Origin of the sequence: Arthrobacter antioxidans (genome assembly GCF_023100725.1) — a bacterium.
GTDB classification, from domain to species: Bacteria; Actinomycetota; Actinomycetes; order Actinomycetales; family Micrococcaceae; genus Arthrobacter_D; species Arthrobacter_D antioxidans.
This window is the reverse complement of record NZ_CP095501.1, coordinates 1,226,519-1,251,526: the sequence shown is the minus strand read 5'-3', so window position 1 is coordinate 1,251,526 and position 25,008 is coordinate 1,226,519. Positions and strand designations below refer to the sequence as shown.

The following is a 25,008-nucleotide window of genomic DNA, read 5'->3' as shown; positions in this document are numbered from 1 at the left end:
TCGCCGTCGTCGGCTGGATGGACCTAGAGGCCGAGTTCCCTCGCGATGAGCATGAGCTGGACCTCCGTGGTCCCCTCGCCGATCTCGAGGATCTTCGAGTCACGGTAGTGCCTGGACACCACGAACTCGTTGATGAAACCGTAACCGCCGAAGATCTGTGTCGCATCGCGGGCGTTGTCCATGGCGGCCTCGCCGGCCACGAGCTTGGCGATGGACGCCTGCGTCTTGAACGGCTTGCCCGCGAGCATGCGGGACGCGGCGTCGTAGTAGGCGAGGCGCGCGGTGTGCGCGCGGACCTGCATGCGGGCGATCTTGAACTGGATGGACTGGTAGGCGCCGATGGTGTTGCCGAAGGCCATGCGCTCCCCGGCGTAGCGGATGGACTGTTCCACGCACCCCTGGGCCGCGCCGGTGGCGAGCGCCGCGATGGCGATGCGGCCCTCGTCGAGGATCTGCAGGAAGTTGGCATAGCCGCGGCCCCGGGTGCCGAGCAGGTTCGCCTCGGGGACGCGGACGTCCTTCAGGGTCAGCGGGTGCGTGTCGGAGGCGTTCCAGCCCACCTTGTTGTAGGCCTTCTCCGCGGTGAACCCCGGCGTGTCCGTGGGGACGAGGATCGTCGAGATCTCCTTCTTCACCGAGCCGTCGGGCCGCTCGGAGGTGCCCGTGACGGCGGTGACGGTGACCAGGGACGTGATGTCGGTGCCGGAGTTGGTGATGAACTCCTTCGTGCCGTTGACCACCCACTCGGGACCGTTGACCCCGTCCTCGAGCTTCGCCGTCGTCTTCGTGCCGGACGCGTCCGAGCCGGCCTCGGACTCCGTGAGGCCGAAACCACCCAGGGCCGAGCCCGACGCGAGGGACGGCAGCCACTGCTGCTTCTGCTCCTCGGTGCCGAACCGGTAGACGGGCATGGCGCCGAGGGAGACGCCGGCCTCGAGCGTGATGGCGACCGACTGGTCCACGCGGGCCAGCTGCTCGAGGGCCAGGCACAAGGCGAAGTAGTCGCCGCCCATGCCCCCGTACTGCTCGGGGAACGGGAGCCCGAAGAGGCCCATGTCGCCCATCTGCTTGACGACCTCGTACGGGAAGCTGTGTTCGGCGTCGTGCTTGGCGGAGACCGGCGCCACCACCTCGTCGGCGAACTCGCGGACGGTGTCCACGAGGTCCTGGTATTCCTCGCTCAGTTCGAAGTTCATGCTGCGTTCCCTTCCGTGGATCCTGATGTGCGGGCGGTGCTGGAGGTGGAGCCGGGTACCGGGGCAGCCTCGATGGTGGCGACGATCTGCTGTGCCTTCACGAGGTCCCCGGGCTTGAGGGACAGGCGGACGACGCCGGACAGGCCGGCGGTGAGCTGGTGTTCCATCTTCATGGCCTCGACGGCGACGAGGACGTCGCCGGCCTCGACCGTCGCTCCGTCCGCGACCGCGACGGACACGACGGTCCCGGGCATGGGGCTGCGGACCAGCGGATCCGCGGCGCCCTCCTCCCGCGTGATGCGGGACCGTGCGGCGTCGACGAGTTCGCGGCGGCCGGGCCGGCGGATGCGCGTGGACCACCCGCCGTCGCCGATCCAGACGGTGTCGCCGTCGACCGCGTACAGGAGGCGCGAGCGGATGCCGTCGACGGTCGCCCCCGGCACGCCGGCCTCGACCGTGACGGCGATGGTGACGGCGATGGTGACGTCGTCGACCGTGGCGGTCCAGCCCGTGCCGTCGCGCAGCAGCGCGACGGTCGCCGTGCCGCCGTCGTACTCGAGGGGCACGGTGTGCGGGCGCGCCGGGCCGAGGCGGAAGCCGTCCCCGCGGCGCCAGGGCGACCCGCCGCGGACCCCGGCTTCAGCCGAGGGCTCGACGAGGAGGACCGCGGCGAGCGCCAGGTCCTGCGCGGTGACGTGCCGGAAGGCCAGGTCGGGGAGCTTCCGCTCGATCAGGGTGGTGTCGAGCCGCCCGGCCCGGACGTCGTCGTCCCCGATCAGCAGGCGCAGGTACTCGAGGTTGGTGTCCACGCCGAGGACCACCGTGCCCGCGAGCGCCGCGTCCAGGCGGTCGAGTGCCTGCGCGCGGTCGGCTCCCCAGGCGATCACCTTGGCGAGCATCGGATCGTACGACGACGAGACGGTGCCCCCGGGCAGCAGCGAACTGTCCACGCGGATCCCGTCCCCGGCCGGTTCGGCGAGCGCCAGGATGCTGCCCGTGGACGGCAGGAAGCCGGCCTCCGGGTTCTCCGCGTACACGCGCGCCTCGACGGCGTGGCCGGTGAGGACGACGTCCTCCTGCGTGAGCGGCAGGCGCTCCCCCGCGGCGACGCGGATCTGCCATTCGACGAGGTCAACCCCGGTGACGAGCTCCGTGACCGGGTGCTCCACCTGCAGGCGCGTGTTCATCTCCATGAAGAAGAACTCGTCCGGCGCGGCATCGGAGACGAGGAACTCGACCGTCCCGGCACCCGTGTAGTCCACGCTGCGGGCGGCGTTGCACGCGGCCTCGCCGATCCGCCGGCGCGTGGCCTCGTCGAGCAGGGCCGACGGCGCCTCCTCGATCACCTTCTGGTGGCGGCGCTGCAGCGAGCACTCGCGCTCGCCGAGGTGGATCACGGTGCCGTGGGAGTCGGCGAGGACCTGCACCTCGATGTGGCGGGGCCGCTCGATGAGGCGTTCCAGGAACAGGGTGTCGTCGCCGAAGGCGCGGGCGGCCACGCGGCGGGCGGTGGTGAGCACCTCGGGCAGGTCCTCGGCGCGGTGGACGGCGTGCATCCCCTTGCCGCCGCCTCCCGCCGAGGGCTTGATGAGCAGCGGGAACCCGACGGCGGCGGCCTCACGGATCAGGTCCTCGTCCGTCAGACCCGGCTCGGCGATGCCCGGGACCACGGGCACGCCGAACCCGGCCACGTGGTTCTTGGACCGGATCTTGTCCCCCATGACGTCCAGGGAGTGGACGCTCGGACCGATGAAGACGATCCCGGCCTCCTGCAGCGCATCGGCGAAGGTGGCGTTCTCGCTGAGGAACCCGTACCCGGGGTGGACCGCCCCGGCGCCCGTCCGGCGGCAGGCCTCGACGACGGCGGGGATGGAGAGGTAGCTCTCCGACGGTGCGGCGGCACCGAGACGGACGGCGACGTCCGCTTCGAGGACGTGCCGGGCGCCGGCGTCGGCGTCGCTGTACACGGCGACCGAGCGCAGGCCCAGCGCGCGGACGGACCGGATGACGCGGCAGGCGATCTCCCCGCGGTTGGCCACGAGGACGGTGTCGAAGGGCCACGCAGCGGTCGGGGTCGGGGCGGGCATCGTGTCGGGGGTCGGGCTGGGGGTCATCTGGTCACATCCGGAAGAGGCCGAAGGAGGTATCGGGCAGGGGCGCGTTGGCGCAGACCTCGAGGGCGAGGCCGAGGACGGTGCGGGTGTCGGCGGGGTCGATCACGCCGTCGTCCCAGAGCCGCGCCGTCGAGTAGTAGGGGTTGCCCTGCGCCTCGTACTGGTCGCGGATGGGTGCGCGGAACGCCTCCTCGTCCTCGAGCGCCCACTCCTCGCCGCGGCCTTCGAGCTGGTCGCGGCGGACGGTGGCGAGGACCGAGGACGCCTGGTTGCCGCCCATGACGGAGATGCGGGCGGCGGGCCACATCCACAGGAACCGGGGCGAGAACGCCCTGCCGCACATGGAGTAGTTCCCGGCGCCGAAGGACCCGCCGACGACGACGGTCAGTTTCGGCACGCGCGCGGTGGCGACGGCGGTGACCATCTTGGCGCCGTTCTTCGCGATGCCGCCGGCCTCGTAGTCCTTGCCGACCATGAAGCCGGAGAGGTTTTGCAGGAAGACGAGGGGGACGCCGCGCTGGTCGCAGAGCTCGATGAAGTGGGCGCCCTTGAGCGCGGACTCGCTGAACAGGACACCGTTGTTGGCGACGATGCCCACGCGGTGCCCGTGGATGGTCGCGAAGCCCGTGACGAGCGTGGTCCCGTACTCGCGCTTGAACTCGTGGAAGAGCGACCCGTCGACGAGGCGCGCGATGATCTCGCGGGCGTCGTAGGAGGCGTTGACGTCCGTGGGCACGGCCCCGTAGAGCTCGTCCTCCGCGACGGCCGGCGCGAGGACCGGCACGGACGGCACGGTGGTGGCGGGCGGCAGGGTGGCGATGATGTCGCGGACGATCTCGAGCGCGTGCTGGTCGTTGTCGGCCAGGTGGTCCGTCACGCCGGAGACCCGGGAGTGCACGTCGCCGCCGCCGAGCTCCTCCGCGGTCACCACCTCGCCGATCGCGGCCTTCACGAGCGGCGGTCCGCCCAGGAAGATGGTGCCCTGGTTGCGGACGATCACGGTCTCGTCGCTCATGGCCGGGACGTAGGCGCCGCCGGCGGTGCAGCTCCCCAGGACCGCGGCGATCTGCGGGATCTTGCGCGCCGACATGGTGGCCTGGTTGTAGAAGATGCGGCCGAAGTGGTTGCGGTCGGGGAACACGTCGTCCTGGCGGGGCAGGAACGCTCCCCCGGAATCGACGAGGTAGACGCACGGCAGGTTGTTCTCGAGGGCGATCTCCTGTGCGCGGAGGTGCTTCTTCACCGTCATCGGGTAGTAGGTGCCGCCCTTGACGGTCGCGTCGTTCGAGATCACGAGGACGTGGCGCCCGTGCACCAGGCCAATCCCGGCGATCACGCCCGCCCCCGGGCACTCGTCGTCGTACATGCCGTTCGCCGCCAGCGGCGCGATCTCGAGGAACGGGCTGCCGTCGTCGAGGAGCCGGTCGATGCGCTCGCGCGGGAGGAGCTTGCCGCGTGCGACGTGCCGCTCCCGCGACCGCTCGGGCCCGCCGAGGGCGGCCGTGGCGAGGCGGGAGCGGAGGTCCTCCACGAGTGCGGTCTGGGCGGCATGGTTCGCGGTGAACGCCGGTGAGAGCGGATCCACCTTCGACGTCAGGGTCTCCATCGACAACTTCCTCGGGCACGGTTCAGTTAGCACACACTAACCGGTTTCAGGTTAGTGGTCATTAACCCGGAAGTCCATCAGAATGAGGGGGACATTTCCCTTGGACACGCCCGGAACCACATCAGACGAGGACCCGCATGGAGGCATCGCCCATTGAAGAGCGCGTGACCGGCCGGAGCATCGCCAAGGCCACGCGGCGCACCGCGCTGCTCCGGGCCGCCGCCACGCTGTTCGCGGAGCGGGGCTACAACGGCGTGTCCATCGAGGACCTCGGCGCCGCAGCAGGGGTGAGCGGGCCCGCCGTCTACCGCCACTTCGCGGGCAAGCCCTCGGTGCTCGCAGCCCTGCTCACCGGGGTCAGCGAGGACCTGCTCGACGGCGGGCGGGAGGTCGCCGGGGCGGCCGCGTCGCCCGAGGAGGCCCTGAAGGGCCTCATCCGGTTCCAGGTGGAGTTCGCCGTCAGCCATGCCGATGTCATCCGCGTCCAGGACCGTGACCTCGGCGCGCTGGCGGCCGACGACCAGCGCGCCGTGCGGTCCCTGCAGCGCACCTATGTCCAGGTGTGGGTCGACGAGCTGGCCGCCTACCGTCCGGACACCGAGGCGTCGCTGCTGCGGCGCAAGGTGCACGCCGTGTTCGGGCTGATCAACTCGACCCCGCACACCACCCACCGTCCCAGTTCCGCGCGTGAACTCGCCGCGTTCCGGGACCTCCTGGAGCAGATGGCGTGGGCGGCGCTGACGGTGTGACGGACCGCGCCGCACCCGGGCCGCGGACCGCCCCGCCTAGTAGGCTGAAGCACGAGAAGTTCCTGCCGCGCCGACCGCCCGGCCACACCACCGACTGAAGGTACCGCCGTGATCACGCTACGTCCCGTTGAAGCCACCGACCTCGACGAGTTCTTCTCGCACCAGCTGGACCCCAGCGCCAACCACATGGCCGCCTTCGGGGCCAAGAACCCGTCCGACCGCGGCGTGTTCGACAACCACTGGCAGGACATCCTCAACGACTCCCGGATCACGGTGCGCACCATCCTCTCCGACGGTGACGTGGTGGGCAGCATCCTCGCCTATCACGACGGCGAGACGCCCGAGATCAGCTACTGGATCGACCGGTCCCGCTGGGGGCAGGGGATCACCACCGCCGCCGTCGGCCAGTTCCTGAACGAGGTGACGCAGCGGCCCATCCGCGCCCGCGCGGTCGCCGACAACGTGAGCTCCATCCGCATCCTCGAGCGCTGGGGATTCCGGCAGGTCGGCGAGACGCAGGGCTTCGCCCCCGCCCGCGGCGCCGTGGTCAGGGAACTCATCCTCGAACTGCCGTAGCACTGCCGCAGCACTGCCGAACCGCCAGGAGGACACCGCATGAGCACCACCCCGCTCGGCCGCCGCGAGACACGGAACGGCGTGGACCGGATCGTCTTCACGCGCACGTTCGCCGCGCCGATCGCCGACGTGTGGGCCGCCTGTACCGAGCCGCGGCGGATGGAGCGCTGGATCGGCACGTGGACGGGGAACCCGGCCTCCGGCGACGTCGCCTTCCGGATGACCGCCGAAGGCGAGGACGTGCCCGAGGAGGTCTACCTCGTCGAGGCCTGCGAGCCGCCGCGCCGCTTCGAGGTCCGCAGCCGCGACGGCGCCCCCTTCTCGGCCGACGGATCCGGTCCGCGCATCGCGTGGCAGCACACCCTGGAGCTCGGCGAGGCCGACGGGCTGACGACCCTCGTCTTCACCCAGGCCGTCCCCGACGGCCCGGTCGGCGCGGCCATGGCCGCCAGTGTGGGACCCGGGTGGGACTACTACCTCGACCGTCTCGGTGCCGCGATCGGCGGCGCCGACCCCGGGACGATCCTGTGGGAGCCCTACCTCGAGCGCTCCGAGGGCTACCGCAGCCTCTACTCGTAACCCCTGGGCCGCCGGCCGGACCGGTCAGACCATCGCCAGGACCATCGCCGGGTTCCTCAGGATGGTGCCGACGTCCGCCAGGAAGCGTGAGCCCTGCTCGCCGTCCACGAGCCGGTGGTCGAAGGACAGGCTGAGCGTCATCACGGACCGCAGGGCGATCTCCCCCCGGTACTCCCACGGCGTGGTGCGGACGGCGCCCATCGCGAGGATCGCCGCCTCCCCCGGGTTGAGGATCGGCGTGCCGGCGTCGATGCCGAAGACACCGATGTTCGTGATCGAGAGGGTGCCGCCCGTGAGATCGGCCGGCGGCGTCCTGCCGGCCCTGGCGGTCTCGGTCAGGGCCCCGAGCGCCTGGGCGAGGTCCTTCAGGGTCAGCGCCTGCGCGGCCTTGATGTTCGGCACGAGCAGTCCGCGCGGCGTCGCGGCGGCGATCCCCAGGTTCACGTCCGCGTACTGCACGATCTCCTGCGCCTGCTCGTCCCAGGACGAGTTGAGGGTCGGGTTGCGCGCGATCGCGATGCACACGGCCTTCGCCACGACGGTCAGCGGCGTCACCCGGGTGCCCTCGAACGCGCGGCCGGCCCTGAGCTCCGCGAGCAGCTCCATGGTCGGCGTGACGTCGATCGTCAGGAACTCGGTGGCATGCGGAGCCGAGAACGCACTGGCCACCATGGCGGCCGCCGTGTGCTTCCGCATGCCACGGATCGGCGTCCGGATCTCCCCGGCGCTCGAGCGGGCCGGGAGGGGTCCCGGCGAGGCCGGCGCCGCAGCGGGCCCGGCCGGACTCCCCGCCGTGCCCGCGAGCGCGGCCAGCACGTCCGCCCGGGTGATGAGCGCGCCGGGACCTGTGCCCGTCAGGGCGTCGAGGGAGACGCCGAGGTCGCGTGCCAGCTTGCGGACGGGCGGCGTCGACCGCGGCCGCTCACGATGCTGCAGGGCCGCAGGGTGCGGGGTGCTCGCTGCGGGCTGCTGGACTGCTGCCGGTTGCGGGGCGCCGACCGCCGGGAGTACGCGGCCGCGCCGCTGCGGGCGGCCACCCTTCTCCACGGCGGCTCCGTAGCCCACGAGGTTCGGCTCGCGCCGGGCGGGCACCGGCCCGTCGGGCAGGGGCTCGGCAGGCACCGGCCCGCGAGTGGCCGACGGCGGGGCCGGGACGTCGTCGGGCCCGGAGGAACCGGCCACCTCGAACGAGACGATCGGCGCTCCGACGTCGACGACGCTCCCCGCCGCCTCGTGCAGCCGCACCACCACGCCGGCGTAGGGCGACGGCAGTTCGACGACGGCCTTCGCGGTCTCCACGTCGGCGATGATCTGGTTGAGCTCCACGGTGTCGCCCTCGGCGACGTGCCACTGGACGATCTCCGACTCCGTCAGCCCCTCCCCCAGGTCGGGCAGGCGGAATTCGCGGATGCTGGTGGTGGTCCTCGACGCGGTCACGGTCACTGTCCTGCTCCCTGGCTGCCATCCGGGCGGTCGAGTCCGCTGAGGGAGTTCGGCCGGCGCAGGGCGCGGTCCACTCCGTCGAGGATCCTGTCGAGGTCCGGGAGGTGGTGGAATTCGAGTTTCGAGTACGGGTAGGGGATGTCGAAGCCCGTGACCCGCACGGGCGCGTGCTCCAGGTAGTCGAAGCACCGCTCCGTGATGCTCGCGGCGATCTCCGCTCCGAGCCCGCCGGACTGCGCGGCCTCGTGCGTGACGACGAGCCGGCCCGTCTTCCGCACCGAGGCCTCGACCGTCGCGAAGTCGATCGGCGCGAGCGAGCGCAGGTCGATCACCTCGATCGAGATGCCGTCGTCGGACGCCGCGACGGCGGCGTCGCGGGCGGTCGGGACCAGCGGGCCATAGGTCACGAGCGTGACGTCGGTCCCACGAGCGACCACGCGCGCGGCGCCCATGTCCGACGACGCCGGGTCCACGCCCTCGTCCACCTCGCCCTTGACGTGGTAGCGCCGCTTGGGCTCGAAGTAGAGGACGGGATCGTCGCTCGCGATGGCCTGCTGGATCATCGTGTAGGCGTCCTGCGGGTTGGAGACGCTGACCACCCGCAGGCCCGAGGTGTGCGTGAAGTAGGCCTCCGGGGACTCGGAGTGGTGCTCCGGGGAGCCGATGCCACCGCCGAAGGGCACGCGGATGGTGATCGGCATCTTCACGGCACCCTGCGTTCGGTAGTGCAGCTTGGCCACCTGGCACACGATCTGGTCGAACGCCGGGTAGATGAAGCCGTCGAACTGGATCTCGACGACCGGCCGGTACCCGCGGTACGCCATGCCGACGGCCGTGCCCATGATGCCGGCCTCGGCGAGCGGGCTGTCCATGACGCGGTGCGGCCCGAAGTCCTTCTGCAGGCCGTCGGTGATGCGGAAGACGCCCCCGAGCTTGCCGATGTCCTCACCCATGAGGATCACCTTGGGGTCGTCGTCCATGGCGCGGCGGAGACCGGCGGTGATCGCGCGGCCGAAGGTCATGGTGGACATCAGCGGGGTCCTTCCTGGGGTGCCTGGGCGAAGGAGGCGAGGTAGCGCTCGTAGTGGTCCTGCTGGCGGTCCAGCCACGAGTTCGGCGTGCTGTACACGTGCCTGAACACGTCCGACGGCGCCGGTTCGGGCATGGACAGGCAGCCCTCCCGCAGTTCGGCGGCCACGGCGTCGGCCTTCGCCTTCACGGAGTCCGTGTACCCGGCCTCCAGCAGGCCGAGGGAGTCGAGCAGGGTCGCGAGGCGGGCCAGCGGGTCCCGCGCCGCCCAGTCCTCGAGCTCGTTGGCGTCCCGGTAGCGGGTGGGATCGTCAGCCGTCGTGTGGGGGCCCATGCGGTACGTGACGGCCTCGACGAAGGTGGGGCCGCCGCCGGAGCGGGCGCGGGCGAGGGCCTCCCGGGTCACGGCGAGGCACGCGAGGACGTCGTTGCCGTCCACGCGCACGGACGGGATGCCGAAACCGGGCGCCCTGCGCGCGATCGGCACGTGTGCCTGCAGCCCCACCGGCTCGGAGATGGCCCAGTGGTTGTTCTGGCAGAAGAAGATCACCGGCGCCTGGTAGCTGGCGGCGAAGACCATGGCCTCGTTGACGTCGCCCTGGCTCGTGGCGCCGTCACCGAAGTAGGCGACCGCCACGGAATCGGCGCCGTCGTTGACGATGCCCATCGCGTACCCCGTGGCGTGGAGGGTCTGCGCCCCGATGATGACCTGCGGGGTGGCCATGTTGATCGTGTACGGGTCCCAGCCCGAGGACGCGTTGCCCCGCCAGACCCGGAGGATGTCCGCGAGGTCCACGCCGCGGCAGTAGGCGACGGCGTTCTCCCGGTAGCTGGAGAACACGAAGTCGTCGGCACGCAGGGCGCGGCCGGACCCGATCTGCGCCGCCTCCTGTCCCAGCAGGGGCGGCCAGAGGGCCAGCTCCCCCTGGCGCTGGAGCGCGGTGGCCTCGGCGTCGATGCGCCGTACCACCACCATGTCCTCGTAGAGCTTCTGCAGCGCGGCGCCGTCGACGTCGGCCACGAGCGCGTCGTAGCGTGCGTGGGCGTGGCGGACACCGAGGTGGTCGATGAGCTGGACGAGGTCGTCCGCCCCCGCATGGGCGGGGCCCGGGAGCACCGTCCCGCCCGCCGGTGCGGCGTCGTCGATCCCGCCGGTGGATCCCGGTCCTGGCCGGGTGCCGTCCTGAGCCATTGCACGCAACCTTCGCAGTTCGCAGAGGACCCTCCGCCGGCTGTCCGCACGGCTGGGAGGGAATCCGGGCGCCGTTGCCCGAAGTGATTGTGACCCTACTCACACCGCACAGGCGGCACAACCGGAACGCCTCCGATTGAGCAGAGTGCCCTGCCGGGGTCGCGAGGGCCGTGTTAGCGTTGCGCACTATGCATCCCCTGGACCTCACCGACACACGCCTGCTGCAGGCCCTGGCGAAGGACCCCCGGCGCACCGTCGTCGCCCTCGCCCAGAAGCTGGGCCTGTCCCGGAACACGGTCCAGGCGAGGATGGCGCAGCTCGAGAAGAAGGGCGTCTTCCTCTCCTTCGAGCGGCGCATCAGCACCGCGGCCCTCGGCTACCCCCTGACGGCGTTCATCCACGTCCATGTGCAGCAGCGGGAACTGGCGGCCATCACCCGCAGCATCGCCGCGGTGCCCGAGGTCATCGAGGCCTTCGGCCTGACCGGGCAGGCCGACATCCTGGTCCGCGTGGTCGCCGTCGACGCCGAGGACCTGTTCCGGATCAACGGCAAGATCCTCGCGTGCGACGGTGTGGAGCGCTGCGACACCTCCCTGGCCATGGGCGAGCTGATCCCGTTCCGGGTCGAGCCGCTGCTGGCCCGCGGACCGCGACCGACGTCCTGATCGCCCCTCGCTGAACGGACGAAGCCGCCCCACCATGCGGTGGGGCGGCTCCGGCAGTGCTCAGGTGGACCGGATCAGTGGTCGGTGGCCTTCTCGGCTCCGACACCGGTCAGCGAGCGCACCTCCATCTCGGCCTGCTTCATCGGGTCCTCCGGGGTCCGGGAGAGCGTGGTGCCCAGCCAGCCGAGGAAGAACGCCAGCGGGATCGAGACGATGCCCGGGTTGCTGAGCGGGAACACCGAGAAGTCGGCGCCCTGGATCATCGACTTCTCGCCGCCGGAGACGACGGGCGAGAGCGCGATCAGCAGGATCGCCGAGCCGAGGCCGCCGTACATGCTCCAGACCGCACCCTGGGTGTTGAACCTCTTCCAGAACAGCGAGTAGAGGATGGTCGGCAGGTTGGCGCTGGCCGCCACGGCGAAGGCGAGCGCCACGAGGAACGCGACGTTCTGGCCCTGCGCGCCGATGCCGCCTGCGATCGAGAGCAGGCCGATCACGATGACGGTGCGTCGTGCCACCTTGACCTCGCCGTCGGGGTTGACCTTGCCCTTGCGGATGACGCTCGCGTAGATGTCGTGGGCGAAGGAGGCCGCGGCGGTGATGGTCAGGCCTGCGACGACCGCGAGGATCGTGGCGAAGGCGACGGCGGAGATGAGTCCGAGGAGGATCGACCCGCCGAGCTCGTAGGCGAGCAGCGGGGCCGCCGAGTTCACGCCGCCCGGAGCGGCCAGGATGCGGTCCGAGCCGATCAGCGCGCTGGCACCGTAGCCGAGGACGAGCGTGAAGAGGTAGAACGCGCCGATGAGCCAGATGGCCCAGACCACGGACCGACGGGCCTCCTTCGCCGTCGGGACGGTGTAGAAGCGCATGAGCACGTGCGGCAGGGCCGCGGTGCCGAGCACGAGCGCGAGCGCCAGCGAGAGGAAGTCGAGGCGCGTGATGGAGCTGAGGCCGTACTGCAGGCCGGGGCTCGTGATGGCCGCGTTGCCCGAGGTCTCGATCGCCGCACCGAGCAGCGTGGAGAGGTTGAAGCCGTGGATGGCCAGGACCCAGACGGTCATGATGAACGCGCCGGCGATCAGCAGGCAGGCCTTGATGATCTGCACCCAGGTGGTGCCCTTCATGCCGCCGATGAGGACGTACATGATCATCAGCACGCCGACGACCGTGATGACCAGGGACTGGCCGAGGCGGTCGTCGATGCCGAGCAGCAGCGAGACGAGCCCACCGGCGCCCGCCATCTGCGCGAGGAGGTAGAAGAAGCAGACGGCCAGCGTGGTGATGGCCGCGGCGATGCGGACGGGACGCTGCTTCAGGCGGAAGGAGAGCACATCCGCCATGGTGAACTTGCCGGTGTTGCGGAGGAGCTCCGCGACCAGCAGCAGCGCCACGAGCCACGCGACGAGGAAGCCGATCGAGTACAGGAACCCGTCATAGCCGTTGATGGCGATCGCGCCGACGATGCCGAGGAACGACGCCGCCGAGAGGTAGTCCCCCGCGATCGCGGTGCCGTTCTGCCCGCCGGTGAAGGAGCGGCCTGCGGCGTAGTAGTCGGCCGCGGTCTTGTTGTTGCGGCTCGCCCGGAGCACGATCACCAGGGTGACGGCGACGAACAGTCCGAAGATGGTGATGTTGAGCAGCGGCGAGCCGACCGTCGTCGTCTCCGCGGTCTGGAGCGGGACGCGGACGCCCGCACTCATGAGAGGGATCATTTCTTTCCACCTGACGGGTCGATGAACGCTTCGGGTGCCGCTTCCTCGAGCTCGTGGCGGAGGTTCGCGGCGATGGGGTCGAGGCGCCGGTTGGCATAGCTGACGTACCACATGGTGATGGCGAAGGTGCTGACGAACTGCAGCAGCCCCAGGATGATGCCGATGTTGATGTTGCCGACCACCGGCGTGGCCATGAAGTCGACCGCGTAGGCGGCCAGCAGCACGTAGGCGAAGTACCAGAGCAGGAAGAACACTGCCATGGGGAAGACGAAACTGCGGTGGCGCTTGCGCAGTTCCCTGAACTGCTCGGTCTGCTGGACTTCGGTGAAGTCGACGGCAGGACCGGAGCCGGCGTCCGGCTCTCCTGGGTGCGAGCCCATGGTTCCTCCTTCTAGTTCGGGAGTCACTCCAGCCGCGAGGGCGGCACCGTCGCAGCACAGGAAGGCACGTCGGTGTGACTCCCATCACTGTGCGGGACGGCCGCGGGTCGCACCAGCCGGACACGGGCGTTCGTCGCCGAGCGCGCCGGTAGGTGCGGTGAACGGTCATCCGGCGGGACGACCGGGGAGCCCGGACGGATACGCTGGAGCCATGTTCAGCGCCGCCGTCGACACCGCCCTGGTGTGCGCCGTCGTCGTCATCACCCTCGCCGTGGTCGCCTCGCTCGGCTTCCGGCTGTCGCGCTCGTACCGGGACCTCGGGTCCGACGCCGACCGCGCCACCTACGCCACGCTCCACACCGCCTCCCTCGCCTCCGAGCACCTGCGCGAGGGACTCACGCCGGCGGGTGCGTCCAAGGCGAGCCGGTACCTCCACGGACTCCTGCGGTGCGACGTGCTCATGATCAGCGACGACGCCGGGGTGCTCGCCTGGGACGGCGGGCGCGGGACGCCGCCGGACGTGATGCCCCTGGTCCGGCAGGTCCTCGAGAGCGGCCGCACCCAGATCTTCCGGCGCCAGCGCCTCGAGGCCGCGGGGCTGGCGGAACCCGGCGAGCTGGTCCTCTCCCCCGTCCGCGTGGACGACCGCGTGGTCGGCACCGTCGGGGCCGTCGCCGAGGACGTCAACGCCGGCCTCGTCCGGGCCACGAACGAGCTCGCCGGGTGGGTGTCCACCCAGGTGGAGCTCGCCGAGCTGGACTATTCGCGCCGGCTCCTCGCGGAGGCGGAGGTGCGGGCCCTGCGGGCGCAGATCAGCCCGCACTTCATCTACAACTCGCTCAACGCGATCGCGTCCTTCATCAACACGGATCCGCAGCGTGCCCGCGACCTCGTGGTCGAGTTCGCCGACTTCACGCGCTACTCCTTCCGCCGCCACGGCGACTTCACGACGGTGGCGGAGGAGCTGCGCAGCATCGACCGCTACCTCCTGCTGGAACGCGCCCGGTTCGGCGACCGGCTCAAGGTCAGCCTCGAGATCGGCCCGGAGGTCCTCAGCACCGTCATCCCGTTCCTCAGCCTCCAGCCGCTCGTCGAGAACGCGGTACGCCACGGCCTCGATTCGAAGGACGGCATCGGGAACATCACCATCACCGCGCACGACGTCGGGGCCTTCGCCGAGGTGACCATCGAGGACGACGGCGTGGGGATCGAGCCCGAACACCTCCGGTCCGTGCTGGCCGGGCACACGGAGGGCGTGCACGTGGGCCTGCGCAACGTCGACTCCCGCCTGCGCCAGGTGTACGGCGACGACCACGGGCTGATCATCGACACCGCGCCCGGCGCCGGGACGCTCATCACGATGCGCGTGCCCAAGTCGCAGCCCGACCACCGGGCCTGAGACGCGTAATCTATAACGCATGCTCACTGTGGTCGTCGCCGACGATGAACTCCCCGCCGTCGAGGAACTGGCGTTCCTGCTCGGCAGGGACGCGCGGGTGGGGACCATCCACCGCGCCTCCAGCGGCGCGGAGGCGCTGAGGGCCCTCGAGCAGCACAGCGTCGACGCCCTGTTCCTCGACATCCACATGCCGTCCCTCTCGGGGCTGGACATCGCCCGGGTGATCTCCCGTTTCAGCCGTCCGCCCGCCGTCGTGTTCGTCACCGCCGACGAGGACCGCGCCCTGGAGGCCTTCGAGCTGCGCGCGGTCGACTACCTGCTGAAGCCCGTGCGCACCGAACGCCTCGCGGAATCGGTCCGCCGGGTGTGCGAGCTGATGGAGGGCTCGACGCCGGCGCCGGAGGTCATCACCGTGGACCAGGGCGGCGTCAGCCGCATGATCCGGCGCGACGACGTGCGCTACGTCCAGGCGCAGGGCGACTACGCGCGCCTGCACACGTCCGAGGCGAGCTACCTCATCCGGATCCCGCTCAACGACCTCGAGCGCCAGTGGGCCGAGGCGGGCTTCCTCCGAACGCACCGCTCCTACCTCGTGGCGATGGACCAGGTCCGGAAGGTCCGGATCAGCGCCGGCCGGGCGAGCCTGTTCGTCGGCGACGCCGAACTGCCGGTCAGCCGCCGGCACCTCCCCGACGTCCGCGAGAAGCTCGAGGCCACCCGCCTCCGGCCGGGCCAGTGAGCCCCGAAGCCCCCCGATGACGCAGGAGCAGCCCGAGCAGCCCCGCCGTGTCCGGGTGACCGCCCCGAGGACGGCCGCCCGCGCCACGGGGGCGTCCTTCCCCGTGGCCCGCGAGATGGCCGAGCAGTCGGAGCTGGGCCAGCTGTTCGTCGCCTCCCTGATCCGGTCGCAGCTGCGCCTCGCCCTCGTGGTGGCGGGCGGCTTCCTGGTGATCCTGATGGGCATCCCGGTGCTGCTCGCGGTGTTCCCGGACATCGAGACGATGACCGTCCTGACGGTCCCCGTCCCCTGGCTGATCCTCGGCCTCGGGGTCTACCCGCTCGTCATCGGCTGCGCGGTCCTCTACGTGCGCAGCGCCTCCCGCAACGAGCGGCGCTTCCAGGACCTCGTCGACGATGACTGACGCGCTCGACGCCGGCAGCCTGCACCTCAGCCCCGCCGTCGGCTACACGGCCCTGCTCCTCGTGGCCCTCAGCACCGTGCTCATCGGCATCTACGGCCTGCGGATCTCCCGGACCACCGGGGACTTCTACGTGGCCTCCCGGACGGTCCGCCCCTGGTGGAACGCCTCCGCGATCGGCGGCGAGTACCTGTCCGCGGCGAGCTTCCTCGGCGTCGCCGGGCTCATCCTCATCTCCGGGGTGGACGCCCTCTGGTTCCCGATCGGGTACACCGCCGGCTACCTGATGCTCCTGCTGTTCGTCGCCGCGCCGCTGCGCCGCTCGGGCGCCTACACCATCCCCGACTTCGCGCAGGCGCGGCTGGACTCGCTGCTGGTGCGCCGCGTGACGAGCATGCTCGTCGTCGTCGTCGGCTGGCTGTACATCGTGCCGCAGCTCCACGGGGCGGCCCTGACGGTGCAGATCACCACGGGGCTGCCGTCGTGGGTGGGACCGCTCGCCGTCGTCGTCGTGGTGTGCCTGAGCGTGGTCACGGGCGGCATGCGCTCCATCACGTTCGTCCAGGCCTTCCAGTACTGGCTGAAGCTGACGGCCCTCGCCGTCCCGGCGGCGTTCATCCTGTTCCGCCTGGGTGCCGACGGGGCCTCGATCACGGCGGGCGGCAGCGCGTTCACCACCGACCTGAACACGACGGCGCATGCCTCCCTGTACGGCACGATCTCGCTCGTCATCGCGCTCCTGTTCGGCACCCTCGGGCTCCCCCACGTGCTCGTGCGCTTCTACACGAACCCCGACGGGGCGTCGGCGCGGCGCACCACGGTGCTCGTGCTCGGCCTGCTCTCGGTCTTCTACCTGTTCCCCACCGTGTACGGGATCCTCGGGCGGATCCACACCCCCGAACTCGCGGCGGGAGGCGCCGCGGACGCGACGGTCCTCCTGCTCCCCGGGCGCATCTTCGACGGCGCGACGGGCGACCTGCTGTCCGCCCTGGTGACCGCGGGCGCCTTCGCCGCGTTCCTGTCCACGACGAGCGGCCTCGTGGTCTCCCTCGCGGGCGTGATCAGCCAGGAGTTCTTCCAGGGCAGCGTGACGGGCTTCCGGCGGGCCGCACTGCTGTCCACGATCGTCCCCCTGGTGATCGCCCTCCTCACGGACACCCTCGCGCTGGCCGGAAGCGTCGGGTCCGTGTTCGCGTTCACCGCCTCCACCATCTGCCCGCTGCTGCTGCTGGGCATCTGGTGGCGGGGCCTCACGGACGCCGGCGCGATCGCGGGGATGCTCGTCGGCGCCGTCCTGTGCGGCGGGGCGATCGCCGCCACCGCCCTGCTGGGGCCCGAGGCGGACGACCGCTGGGTGTGGCTCAGCCAGCCGGCCCTGTGGACGGTACCCGCGGCGTTCCTCACCATGGTGCTCGTCTCGCGCGCCACGGCGGGACGGCGGCCGACGACGGCGTCGCGCGTCCTGGCGCGCCTCCACACGCCCGAACCGCGCTAGGTCAGTCGATCCCGGCCATCAGCTCGATGACGCGGTCCAGGAAGGCATCCACCTGGGCCTCCTCGTAGCCGTCCGCTCCCTGGGCCTCCCGGAACACGGCGCGGCGGACGACGTCGACGCTCATCGGGACATGGTTCTCGAGGTACTGCAGGAGGTCGTCGCACAGGCGGTCGACGTCCTCGACGCTGTAGCTCGGGGTGCCCGGCTTCGAGGGGCGGCGGAAACGTTCGCCCGCCGGGCGGTGGAGCCTGCGGCGGAGCACGGCGGCGGTCCGGCCGATCTGCCGCAGCCACGCGTCCTCGCCCTCGGTCCTGATCAGGTGGTCGCGTTCCCGCTGCGCGAGGACGTCCTCGAGCCGGTCCAGTGCGGCGTCGACGGCCTGCGGCTCGTACCCGCCGCGGGCCGGGTCGAAGGCCATGGAGCGGACGTCCCCGCTGGTGATGGCGTCCGTCGCCGGACCCTCCCCGTCGTAGGAGCTGCGTGCCCTGGTCAGGAAGCGGTCCACCTGGCGGGTGTTGTAGCCGACCTCCCGGCGTCCGACGCGCGCGAACGGGGGGCTGTCGGGGCGAGCGAGGTCCATGTGGGCTGATCCTTCCGCCTGAGCCATCGAGGGACAGTCAAGGGCCCGCAGGCCCCGGGATCGCCCGCCGGCCTGCGGTCAGAGCAACCCCGGTACCAATGTAGCGGACAGCAGATACGCCACCGGGCACGCCAGGACGATCGAATCGAGCCGGTCCATCACACCCCCGTGACCGGGGAGGATCGTGCCCATGTCCTTCACGCCGAGCTCCCGCTTGATCATCGACTCGGCGAAGTCGCCGGCGGTGGCCGAGGCGACGACGACGACCGCGAGGGCCAGCCCGATCCACAGCGGCTGACCGAGCAGGAGCACCGCGCACAGCCCGCCGATGATCATCGCGCCACCGATGGATCCGCCGAAGCCCTCCCAGGACTTCTTGGGGCTGATCTTCGGCGCCATGGGGTGCTTGCCGAAGAACGCTCCGACCAGGTACCCGAAGGTGTCGTTCGCGACCACGAGCAGCAGGATCGTGGCGATGACGAGGTAGCCTTCCTCCGCGCGCATCAGGAGCATCGCGAAGCTCATCATGAACGGCACCCAGAGCAGGGTGAACGTCCCGGCCATGAGGCTCTTCGCGGCATCCGGTGCAGGGTCGAGCGAGCGCCACAGGAAGATGACGACGACGGCGGCGACGGTCGCTGCGGCGAGCCCCTCGGGGCCGGCGAAGTAGGCGGAGAACGGGAGCACGAGTGTTCCCGCCATGGTCGGCACGAACGGCACGCGGATGCGGCGCAGACCCAGCGCCCGGGAGATCTCCCACACGCCCACGGCCGCGAAGAGGGTCACGATGCCCGCGAAGACGACCGGGAAGAACAGCAGCCCCACCAGGACAGGGATGAGGAGTCCCGCGCCCACGCCGATCGCCGCCGGGAGGTTGCGCCCGGCGCGCGACGGGGCACCGGGATCGCGGGGGGGCCTGCGCCGCTTCAGCAGTCCGAACCCGGACGTCCCGCCGGCGCGCCGTGCCCGGCGGGAGCCGGCGGCGTCGCCCGGGGCGGCACCGGCGAGGGGCGCCGCGGCGGTCGCTGTCCCGGCGTCGGGCTCCGGGACACGCCCGAGGCCCGCGCCGGGAGGATTGTGATCTGCCATCAGACCTCGAGCAGCTCCGTTTCCTTGCGCTTCAGGAGCTCGTCGATGAGGTCCACGCGCGCCTTGGTCATGGCGTCGAGTTCCTTCTCCGCACGCGAGCCCTCGTCCTCACCGGCGTCGCCGTCCTTGACGGCCTTGTCGATGCCGTCCTTGGCCTTGCGGCGGACGTTGCGGATGGAGATCTTGGCGTCCTCGGCCTTGGTCTTCACCAGCTTCACGTACTCCTTGCGGCGCTCCTGCGTCAGCTCGGGCAGGACCACCCGGATCACGTTGCCGTCGTTGGACGGGTTCGCGCCGAGATCGGAGTCGCGCAGCGCACGCTCGATGTCGTTGAGGGAGGCGCGGTCGAACGGGGTGATGAGCAGGGTGCGCGCCTCCGGGTTCTGGAAGGACGCGAGCTGCTGCAGCGGGGTGGGGGCGCCGTAGTACATGACGACCACCTTGGAGAACAGGGAGGCGTTGGCGCGGCCCGTACGGACCGTCGCGAAGTCCTCCTTTGCGACCTCCACGGCCTTGTCCATCTTGTCGGTGGCTTCCAGCAGGGTCTCTTCGATCACAATGTCTCCTTCGATCTGCAGTCGGCTGCACGGCAACCGTTCCAGTGGTCAATCCTAGTTCAACGGCGCACCGCGCCCGGGCGCGGCCCGGTGCGGCGGCGCCGATCCCGCTCCGGGTCAGGTGGTGACGAGGGTGCCGAGCTTCTCGCCCCGGATGGCACGCGTGACGTTGCCCTCGCCCTGCATCCCGAAGACCACCATGGTCAGGTTGTTGTCCTTGCACATGGTCATGGCCGTCTGGTCCATCACGCGGATGTCCCGGCGCAGGGCCTCGTCGTAGGACAGGCTCTCCAGCTTCTCCGCCGTCGGATCCTTGTGCGGATCCGCGGTGTAGACGCCGTCGACGCCGCTCTTGGCCATGAGGACCTCGTCCGCGTGCACTTCCAGCGCACGCTGGGCCGCGACCGTGTCGGTGGAGAAGTAGGGCAGACCGGCCCCGGCGCCGAAGATGACCACGCGGCCCTTCTCGAGGTGGCGGATGGCGCGCCGCGGGATGTACGCCTCCGCGACCTGGCCCATGGTGATGGCGCTCTGCACGCGTGTCTCCACACCGGCCTGCTCGAGGAAGTCCTGCAGGGCCAGGCAGTTCATGACCGTGCCGAGCATGCCCATGTAGTCGGCGCGGGAGCGGTCCATGCCGCTCTGCGACAGCTCGGCACCGCGGAAGAAGTTGCCGCCACCCACGACGATCGCCACCTCGACGTCGCCGACGGTCGCGGCGATCTGCTCGGCGATACCGCGGACGGTGTCCGGGTCGACGCCCAGCTTGCCGCCGCCGAAGACCTCACCGGAGAGTTTGAGCAGGACCCGGCGCCGCCCCGTGGGACCACCCGTCGGAGCAGTGGAAGTGGTGTCCATGAAGTGCCTCCCGGGCATAGTGCTGTGGGCCGGTCCTGGTCGGACGGCCGGTGGTGCGAAGGTGGGATGGTGCCGGACCCGTTACAGGATACGGCGCGCCTCCCGGGCGCAGGAAAGGGCGGCCACCTCGAGGGGTGGCCGCCCTTCACCGTCGTGCTGTCGACCTGGCCTGGAGGACTAGGCTCCGACGCGGAACCGTGCGAAGGCCGTGGCCTTGGCGTCGGCCTCGGTGAGGACCGCGGCAACGGACTTCTTCGCGTCCTTGGCGAATGCCTGGTCGACCAGGACACCCTCCTTGAAGAAGCCGGTCAGGCGCCCTTCGACGATCTTCGCCAGGGCCTGCTCGGGCTTGCCCTCGGCACGGGCCGTCTCGTCGGCGATGCGACGCTCCGACTCGACGAGCTCGGCGGGGACGTCCTCGCGCGTCAGGTAGGTGGGCGAGTACGCGGCGATGTGGACGGCCACGTCGTGCGTCGCCGTGACGGCGGCGTCGCCCGAACCCTCGACGGCGAAGAGCACGCCGACCTGGGCGGGGAGGTCCTTGGACGTCTTGTGCAGGTAGGCATCGACGATCTGGCCTTCGATGCGGGCGACGCGGCGGACGTCGACCTTCTCGCCGAGCAGCGCGCCGGCTTCGATGACGTGCTCGGAGACGGGCTTGCCGTCCAGCTCGAAGGCCAGGAGGGACTCGACGTCGGTGGCGCCGGACTCGACGGCCGCACCGAGCACCTTGTTGGAGAACTCGATGAAGGGGCCTGCCTTGGCGACGAAGTCGGTCTCGCAGTTGACCTCGATCATGACACCGACGTTGCCGTCGACGCGAGCGGCGACGAGGCCCTCGGCGGTCGAACGGCCTTCGCGCTTGGTGGCACCCTTGAGGCCCTTGATGCGGATCAGTTCCAGGGCCTTGTCGGCGTCGCCGTTGGCCTCGTCGAGGGCCTTCTTGACGTCCATCATGCCTGCGCCCGTGCGCTCGCGCAGGGCCTTGATGTCAGCGGCAGTGAAATTTGCCATATGAACTCCTAAGTTGAGGTGGATCGGAACATGCGTAAGGGGCATGGTTTGACCCACACCCCTTACGCATCGAGGACTACTTGGTGTCGCTGGCGGCTTCCGTGGCGGGAGCTACTGCTTCGGGGACTTCCTCGGCGATGGGAGCCTGCAGGCCTGCGGGCGCCTCCTCGACGGCGGGAGCCTCGGCGGCGGGGGCCTCGGCGGCGGGGGTTTCGGCTGCAGCGTCGGGAGCTGCGGCTTCGGTCGCCTCGGGCGCGGCAGCGGCGGAGTTGCCCTGGAGCAGTTCACGCTCCCACTCGGCCATGGGCTCGTCGGCAGCGGCCTCGTTGTTGCCCGAACGGTTGTGGCGGGCCATGAGGCCCTCGGCCACGGCGTCGGCGACGACCCGCGTCAGCAGGTTGACGGCGCGGATGGCGTCGTCGTTGCCCGGGATCGGGAAGTCCACCTCGTCGGGATCGCAGTTGGTGTCGAGGATCGCGACGACGGGGATGTTGAGCTTCTTCGCCTCGTCGATGGCGAGGTGCTCCTTCTTGGTATCGACGACCCACACGACCGAGGGGGCCTTGGTCAGGTTGCGGATACCACCGAGGTTGCTCTGCAGCTTCGTGAGCTCACGCTTGAGGAGCAGGAGCTCCTTCTTGGTGTGGCCCGAACCGGCGACGTCGTCGAAGTCGATCTCTTCGAGTTCCTTCATGCGCTGGATGCGCTTGGAGACCGTCTGGAAGTTGGTGAGCATGCCGCCGAGCCAACGCTGGTTGACGTAGGGCTGGCCGACGCGCGTCGCCTGGTCGGCGATCGCTTCCTGGGCCTGCTTCTTGGTGCCGACGAAGAGCACGGTGCCGCCGTGGGCGACGGTGGCCTTGACGAACTCGTAGGCGCGGTCGATGTAGCCCAGCGACTGCTGGAGATCGATGATGTAGATGCCGTTGCGCTCGGTGAAGATGAAGCGCTTCATCTTCGGGTTCCAACGGCGGGTCTGGTGACCGAAGTGGACGCCGCTGTCGAGCAGCTGGCGCATGGTTACGACTGGCATGTCATGCCTTTCTTCAGCTTCGGCTCGGGCGCGGTGCGCCGCCTGAAGCTTGTTGACGGTTGTCTCGGTGCCGGCCGGGGTGGCCGGTACGTCCTGGTACCCGGTCGTCGGATGGACATGCCCTCCCCTACCGGACTGGTCCGGACCGCAGGGTGGGCACTTCGGCGCCGTACGTCGGCGCTGAATCACAGATACGCGTAGTCAGCCTGCGGATTCCACGCCCCATCGATGCCGGGGCACGCGGGTGTGGGAGCAGCAGACTGCTGTGTCCAGTGTACTACAGCGACCATGCCGGATCAGGCCGACGAGGACGGCCGGGCGGCGGTCCCGGCGGCCCTCCCGCGGGTGCGCATCCCCTCCGCTCCCCTGCGCGATGTCCACATACGGGCGCCGGCCGGCGTCCCCGGCGGACGGGCGATCCAGACTGGAGCCATGCCCCGTCCCCCTGATCCTCCGACACCCCGGGCACGGCGTCGTCGCGCCGGTCCCCGCGGGCATGCCGTCCGCGCCGTGGTCGTCGCCCTCCTCGCAGTGCTGGTCGGCGTCCTGCCCGGAGTCGAGATCCCTCCCCCTGCTTCCGCTGCCGCGTCCGCTGCTGCCCCTGCCTCCACGTCGGGTGTCGGCGAGGGGACCGGTCCGGCACCGTTCGTGCCGGAGTGGTCGTGGCCCCTGGAGCCTGTACCCGAGGTGCTGCGCCCGTTCGAGAGGCCGCCGCAGAAGTGGAAACGCGGGCACCGGGGCGTCGACCTGTCCACCGGCGCCGGCGGACCCGTCCGGGTGGTGAGTCCGGCGGACGGCGTCGTGTCCTTCGCGGGAACGGTGGTGGACCGGGGCATCCTCTCGATCGACCACGGCGGTGGTCGGATCAGCAGCTTCGAGCCCGTCTCCACGGAGCTGTCCCGGGGCGTGCGCGTCGCCCGGGGGCAGGTGGTGGCCACGCTCGACGCCCACCCTGCGGACGGCCCCGCCCGCGGGCCCGGTCGGGTGCACTGCGGAGAGCCGTGCCTCCACTGGGGTGTCCGCGAGGACGGCGAGTACGTGGACCCGCTGTCCTTCGTGACGGACCGGCGACCGTCGGTACTGCTGCCACTCGGTGGAGCCTAGACGAACGCGGCGATGCCCGTGATCGACCGGCCGGCCACGAGGGTGTTGATCTCCTGCGTGCCCTCGTAGGAGTAGATCGCCTCGGCGTCGGAGAAGATCTTCGCCATCTCGTAGTCGACGACGATCCCGTTGCCTCCGAGGATGTTGCGTCCCGCCGCGACGCTCTCGCGCATGCGCGCCGTGGTGAACGCCTTGGCGAGGGCGGACTGCTCGTCCTTCGCCCTGCCCGCGTCCTCGAGCTGGGACAGCCGCACCATCATGCCCATGGAACTCATGGCGTTGCCCAGGATCAGCACCAGCTGCTGCTGGACGAGCTGGAAGCTGGCGATCGGCCGTCCGAACTGCTCGCGCTCCACGGCGTACCGGCGGGCGACGTCGAAGGCGGCGAGCTGCTGGCCGACGGCCTGCCAGCCGACGGCCAGGCGTGTGACCTTGAGGACCTTGTTCGTGTCGCGGAAGCTGTTGGCGCCCTTCAGGTGGAAGTCGTCGGAGACGACCACGTCGTCGAGGACGATGTCCGCGTTCTCGACGGTGCGCAGGGCGATCTTGTTCTCGATCTTGGAGGAGGAGAAGCCCGGGAGCGTGGTGTCCACCATGAAGCCCTTGACCTGGTTGTCCGCGAGGTCCCGCGCGTAGATGACCACCCAGTCGGAGAACGTGGCGTTGCCGATCCACCGCTTGGCGCCGTTGAGCACCCACGAACCGCCGTCCCGGCGCGCCGTCGTCCGGGTCCCGCCGGCGACGTCGGAGCCGCCGAGCGGCTCGGTGAGTCCGAAGGCGCCGATCTTCTTCATCGCGTAGATGTCCGGCAGCCATTCCTCCTGCTGCTCCTTCGAGGCGAGGGCCTCGATGGAGCCCGTGAAGAGCCCGTCGTGGACACCCATGAAGGTCGCGAACGAGGTGTCGGCGCGGGTGAACTCGGCATGGGTGATGCCGGCGAAGAGGTTGGAGTAGCCCTGGCGGTAGACCGGGCTCATCGGGTCCAGCTCGGCGATCTTCGGGATGAGGTCCTGGGGGAAGACGCCCTTGTTCCACCAGTCGACGGCATGCGGGCGGACCTCGCGGGTGAGCCAGCCCCGGATCTCCTGCAGCCGGGAGCGCTCCTTGTCGGACAGCAGCTCCTCGAAGGCGAAGAAGTCGCCGTCGGCGTACGGGAGGTTGTCGATGTCGATCGTCGTCCTGCTCATGGGATGCCCCTCACTCTGGTCGTCGGCGACCAGCTGTTCCTCGACCACTGAGTCCTGAATGGGCACGCGCCCACGCCCCAATGTTACCCGCGGGTAACTTAGGGCGCCAGTGGCACCGCCGGGCCATGATCGATGGATCGGGGAACGACGGATGCGCCGTCCCTGGAGGGCGGCGCATCCGTGGGGTCGTCGTCGACCGGGTGCGTAGGGCTGCTGGGGCTTGAACCCAGGACAAACGGATTATGAGTCCGCTGCTCTAACCAGCTGAGCTACAGCCCCCAGGGAGCGGGGCCCCTGGTGCGCCGCTGCCGG

General features: G+C 70.5%; 24 protein-coding genes and 1 tRNA gene. 9 read left to right on the top strand and 16 right to left on the bottom strand.

Annotated elements, in window-relative coordinates:
- Positions 1 to 23: 23 nt before the first annotated feature.
- From MWM45_RS05725 to MWM45_RS05715, 3 genes are read right to left on the bottom strand one after another with little or no spacing between them, the layout of a single operon-like run.
- A complete protein-coding gene (locus MWM45_RS05725) occupies positions 24 to 1,196 on the bottom strand; it encodes an acyl-CoA dehydrogenase family protein (RefSeq protein ID WP_247828620.1) in 1,173 nt (390 codons plus the stop codon).
- Positions 1,193 to 3,310: an acetyl/propionyl/methylcrotonyl-CoA carboxylase subunit alpha gene (locus MWM45_RS05720; RefSeq protein ID WP_418909739.1), complete on the bottom strand. Its 2,118-nt coding sequence runs from the start codon at positions 3,308 to 3,310 to the stop codon at positions 1,193 to 1,195. The genes MWM45_RS05725 and MWM45_RS05720 overlap by 4 nt, the downstream gene beginning before the upstream one ends.
- Before the next feature lie 4 nt (positions 3,311 to 3,314).
- Positions 3,315 to 4,916 carry a carboxyl transferase domain-containing protein gene (locus tag MWM45_RS05715; protein WP_247828619.1) on the bottom strand — a complete coding sequence of 534 codons (1,602 nt, stop codon included), beginning with the start codon at positions 4,914 to 4,916 and terminating at the stop codon, positions 3,315 to 3,317.
- A gap of 137 nt (positions 4,917 to 5,053) precedes the next feature.
- Here MWM45_RS05715 and MWM45_RS05710 point away from each other — a divergent pair, with 137 nt between their 5' ends.
- From MWM45_RS05710 to MWM45_RS05700, 3 genes are all read left to right on the top strand, one after another.
- On the top strand, positions 5,054 to 5,665 hold the full coding sequence (locus tag MWM45_RS05710) for a TetR/AcrR family transcriptional regulator (protein ID WP_247828618.1): 612 nt from the start codon (positions 5,054 to 5,056) through the stop codon (positions 5,663 to 5,665).
- 108 nt (positions 5,666 to 5,773) lie between these two features.
- Positions 5,774 to 6,241: a GNAT family N-acetyltransferase gene (locus MWM45_RS05705; protein ID WP_247828617.1), complete on the top strand. Its 468-nt coding sequence runs from the start codon at positions 5,774 to 5,776 to the stop codon at positions 6,239 to 6,241.
- Between the two features lie 39 nt (positions 6,242 to 6,280).
- Positions 6,281 to 6,820: an SRPBCC domain-containing protein gene (locus MWM45_RS05700; protein WP_247828616.1), complete on the top strand. Its 540-nt coding sequence runs from the start codon at positions 6,281 to 6,283 to the stop codon at positions 6,818 to 6,820.
- A gap of 24 nt (positions 6,821 to 6,844) precedes the next feature.
- On the opposite strand, the gene MWM45_RS05695 is transcribed toward MWM45_RS05700, so the two are convergent.
- The 3 genes from MWM45_RS05695 to pdhA are packed head-to-tail and all read right to left on the bottom strand — an operon-like array spanning position 6,845 to position 10,484.
- Entirely contained in the window at positions 6,845 to 8,257 is a 1,413-nt protein-coding gene (locus MWM45_RS05695) for a dihydrolipoamide acetyltransferase family protein (protein WP_247828615.1), read from the bottom strand.
- Positions 8,258 to 8,259: 2 nt separating this feature from the next.
- Positions 8,260 to 9,294: an alpha-ketoacid dehydrogenase subunit beta gene (locus tag MWM45_RS05690; RefSeq protein WP_247828614.1), complete on the bottom strand. Its 1,035-nt coding sequence runs from the start codon at positions 9,292 to 9,294 to the stop codon at positions 8,260 to 8,262.
- Positions 9,294 to 10,484 (bottom strand): pyruvate dehydrogenase (acetyl-transferring) E1 component subunit alpha, encoded by a 1,191-nt coding sequence (gene pdhA, locus MWM45_RS05685; protein WP_247828613.1) that lies wholly within the window; start codon positions 10,482 to 10,484, stop codon positions 9,294 to 9,296. The genes MWM45_RS05690 and pdhA overlap by 1 nt, the downstream gene beginning before the upstream one ends.
- Positions 10,485 to 10,672: 188 nt before the next feature.
- Between pdhA and MWM45_RS05680 the strand changes: the two genes are divergently transcribed.
- The gene (locus tag MWM45_RS05680; protein WP_247828612.1) at positions 10,673 to 11,149 is read left to right on the top strand and encodes an Lrp/AsnC family transcriptional regulator; all 477 of its coding nucleotides are present in this window, start codon (positions 10,673 to 10,675) and stop codon (positions 11,147 to 11,149) included.
- A 74-nt stretch (positions 11,150 to 11,223) separates the two neighbouring features.
- On the opposite strand, the gene MWM45_RS05675 is transcribed toward MWM45_RS05680, so the two are convergent.
- Both MWM45_RS05675 and MWM45_RS05670 read right to left on the bottom strand, forming a co-directional pair.
- Entirely contained in the window at positions 11,224 to 12,849 is a 1,626-nt protein-coding gene (locus MWM45_RS05675; RefSeq protein ID WP_247828611.1) for a solute symporter family protein, read from the bottom strand.
- Between the two features lie 8 nt (positions 12,850 to 12,857).
- Positions 12,858 to 13,241 (bottom strand): DUF485 domain-containing protein, encoded by a 384-nt coding sequence (locus MWM45_RS05670; protein WP_247828610.1) that lies wholly within the window; start codon positions 13,239 to 13,241, stop codon positions 12,858 to 12,860.
- A 211-nt stretch (positions 13,242 to 13,452) separates the two neighbouring features.
- Between MWM45_RS05670 and MWM45_RS05665 the strand changes: the two genes are divergently transcribed.
- The 4 genes from MWM45_RS05665 to MWM45_RS05650 are packed head-to-tail and all read left to right on the top strand — an operon-like array spanning position 13,453 to position 17,274.
- The gene (locus MWM45_RS05665) at positions 13,453 to 14,640 is read left to right on the top strand and encodes a histidine kinase (protein ID WP_247828609.1); all 1,188 of its coding nucleotides are present in this window, start codon (positions 13,453 to 13,455) and stop codon (positions 14,638 to 14,640) included.
- A gap of 19 nt (positions 14,641 to 14,659) precedes the next feature.
- A complete protein-coding gene (locus MWM45_RS05660) occupies positions 14,660 to 15,379 on the top strand; it encodes a LytR/AlgR family response regulator transcription factor (RefSeq protein ID WP_043447407.1) in 720 nt (239 codons plus the stop codon).
- Between the two features lie 16 nt (positions 15,380 to 15,395).
- On the top strand, positions 15,396 to 15,782 hold the full coding sequence (locus MWM45_RS05655; protein WP_247828608.1) for a DUF485 domain-containing protein: 387 nt from the start codon (positions 15,396 to 15,398) through the stop codon (positions 15,780 to 15,782).
- The gene (locus MWM45_RS05650; protein WP_247828607.1) at positions 15,775 to 17,274 is read left to right on the top strand and encodes a sodium/solute symporter; all 1,500 of its coding nucleotides are present in this window, start codon (positions 15,775 to 15,777) and stop codon (positions 17,272 to 17,274) included. The genes MWM45_RS05655 and MWM45_RS05650 overlap by 8 nt, the downstream gene beginning before the upstream one ends.
- Position 17,275: 1 nt before the next feature.
- On the opposite strand, the gene MWM45_RS05645 is transcribed toward MWM45_RS05650, so the two are convergent.
- From MWM45_RS05645 to rpsB, 6 genes are all read right to left on the bottom strand, one after another.
- Positions 17,276 to 17,854, bottom strand: coding sequence for a DivIVA domain-containing protein (locus tag MWM45_RS05645; protein ID WP_247828606.1), 579 nt, complete (start codon positions 17,852 to 17,854; stop codon positions 17,276 to 17,278).
- Between the two features lie 78 nt (positions 17,855 to 17,932).
- Positions 17,933 to 18,943 (bottom strand): phosphatidate cytidylyltransferase, encoded by a 1,011-nt coding sequence (locus MWM45_RS05640; RefSeq protein WP_247828605.1) that lies wholly within the window; start codon positions 18,941 to 18,943, stop codon positions 17,933 to 17,935.
- Entirely contained in the window at positions 18,943 to 19,500 is a 558-nt protein-coding gene (frr, locus tag MWM45_RS05635) for a ribosome recycling factor (RefSeq protein ID WP_043447395.1), read from the bottom strand. Before frr ends, MWM45_RS05640 begins: the two co-directional genes overlap by 1 nt.
- Positions 19,501 to 19,617: 117 nt before the next feature.
- Complete coding sequence (gene pyrH / locus MWM45_RS05630) at positions 19,618 to 20,358, bottom strand: UMP kinase (protein ID WP_247828604.1); 741 nt, start codon at positions 20,356 to 20,358, stop codon at positions 19,618 to 19,620.
- A 177-nt stretch (positions 20,359 to 20,535) separates the two neighbouring features.
- Positions 20,536 to 21,372, bottom strand: coding sequence for a translation elongation factor Ts (gene tsf / locus MWM45_RS05625; protein ID WP_043447389.1), 837 nt, complete (start codon positions 21,370 to 21,372; stop codon positions 20,536 to 20,538).
- Between the two features lie 76 nt (positions 21,373 to 21,448).
- Complete coding sequence (gene rpsB / locus MWM45_RS05620) at positions 21,449 to 22,405, bottom strand: 30S ribosomal protein S2 (RefSeq protein WP_247828603.1); 957 nt, start codon at positions 22,403 to 22,405, stop codon at positions 21,449 to 21,451.
- 288 nt (positions 22,406 to 22,693) lie between these two features.
- Between rpsB and MWM45_RS05615 the strand changes: the two genes are divergently transcribed.
- Positions 22,694 to 23,509 carry a murein hydrolase activator EnvC family protein gene (locus MWM45_RS05615; RefSeq protein ID WP_247828602.1) on the top strand — a complete coding sequence of 272 codons (816 nt, stop codon included), beginning with the start codon at positions 22,694 to 22,696 and terminating at the stop codon, positions 23,507 to 23,509.
- On the opposite strand, the gene MWM45_RS05610 is transcribed toward MWM45_RS05615, so the two are convergent.
- Positions 23,506 to 24,696 (bottom strand): acyl-CoA dehydrogenase family protein, encoded by a 1,191-nt coding sequence (locus MWM45_RS05610; protein WP_247829148.1) that lies wholly within the window; start codon positions 24,694 to 24,696, stop codon positions 23,506 to 23,508. The two genes, MWM45_RS05615 and MWM45_RS05610, sit on opposite strands and share 4 nt — an antisense overlap.
- Positions 24,697 to 24,901: 205 nt before the next feature.
- A tRNA-Ile gene (locus MWM45_RS05605) sits at positions 24,902 to 24,975 on the bottom strand.
- Positions 24,976 to 25,008: the final 33 nt, after the last annotated feature.

Bases quoted from the DNA above. Each gene is read 5' to 3' on its own strand.
- MWM45_RS05725 (WP_247828620.1), bottom strand. From the start codon at position 1,196: ATGAACTTCGAACTGAGCGAGGAATACCAGGACCTCGTGGACACCGTC.
- MWM45_RS05720 (WP_418909739.1), bottom strand. From the start codon at position 3,310: ATGACCCCCAGCCCGACCCCCGACACGATGCCCGCCCCGACCCCGACC.
- MWM45_RS05715 (WP_247828619.1), bottom strand. From the start codon at position 4,916: ATGGAGACCCTGACGTCGAAGGTGGATCCGCTCTCACCGGCGTTCACC.
- MWM45_RS05710 (WP_247828618.1), top strand. From the start codon at position 5,054: ATGGAGGCATCGCCCATTGAAGAGCGCGTGACCGGCCGGAGCATCGCC.
- MWM45_RS05700 (WP_247828616.1), top strand. From the start codon at position 6,281: ATGAGCACCACCCCGCTCGGCCGCCGCGAGACACGGAACGGCGTGGAC.
- MWM45_RS05690 (WP_247828614.1), bottom strand. From the start codon at position 9,294: ATGTCCACCATGACCTTCGGCCGCGCGATCACCGCCGGTCTCCGCCGC.
- pdhA (WP_247828613.1), bottom strand. From the start codon at position 10,484: ATGGCTCAGGACGGCACCCGGCCAGGACCGGGATCCACCGGCGGGATC.
- MWM45_RS05680 (WP_247828612.1), top strand. From the start codon at position 10,673: ATGCATCCCCTGGACCTCACCGACACACGCCTGCTGCAGGCCCTGGCG.
- MWM45_RS05675 (WP_247828611.1), bottom strand. From the start codon at position 12,849: ATGAGTGCGGGCGTCCGCGTCCCGCTCCAGACCGCGGAGACGACGACG.
- MWM45_RS05670 (WP_247828610.1), bottom strand. From the start codon at position 13,241: ATGGGCTCGCACCCAGGAGAGCCGGACGCCGGCTCCGGTCCTGCCGTC.
- MWM45_RS05665 (WP_247828609.1), top strand. From the start codon at position 13,453: ATGTTCAGCGCCGCCGTCGACACCGCCCTGGTGTGCGCCGTCGTCGTC.
- MWM45_RS05660 (WP_043447407.1), top strand. From the start codon at position 14,660: ATGCTCACTGTGGTCGTCGCCGACGATGAACTCCCCGCCGTCGAGGAA.
- MWM45_RS05655 (WP_247828608.1), top strand. From the start codon at position 15,396: ATGACGCAGGAGCAGCCCGAGCAGCCCCGCCGTGTCCGGGTGACCGCC.
- MWM45_RS05650 (WP_247828607.1), top strand. From the start codon at position 15,775: ATGACTGACGCGCTCGACGCCGGCAGCCTGCACCTCAGCCCCGCCGTC.
- MWM45_RS05645 (WP_247828606.1), bottom strand. From the start codon at position 17,854: ATGGACCTCGCTCGCCCCGACAGCCCCCCGTTCGCGCGCGTCGGACGC.
- MWM45_RS05640 (WP_247828605.1), bottom strand. From the start codon at position 18,943: ATGGCAGATCACAATCCTCCCGGCGCGGGCCTCGGGCGTGTCCCGGAG.
- pyrH (WP_247828604.1), bottom strand. From the start codon at position 20,358: ATGGACACCACTTCCACTGCTCCGACGGGTGGTCCCACGGGGCGGCGC.
- tsf (WP_043447389.1), bottom strand. From the start codon at position 21,372: ATGGCAAATTTCACTGCCGCTGACATCAAGGCCCTGCGCGAGCGCACG.
- rpsB (WP_247828603.1), bottom strand. From the start codon at position 22,405: ATGCCAGTCGTAACCATGCGCCAGCTGCTCGACAGCGGCGTCCACTTC.
- MWM45_RS05615 (WP_247828602.1), top strand. From the start codon at position 22,694: ATGCCGGATCAGGCCGACGAGGACGGCCGGGCGGCGGTCCCGGCGGCC.
- MWM45_RS05610 (WP_247829148.1), bottom strand. From the start codon at position 24,696: ATGAGCAGGACGACGATCGACATCGACAACCTCCCGTACGCCGACGGC.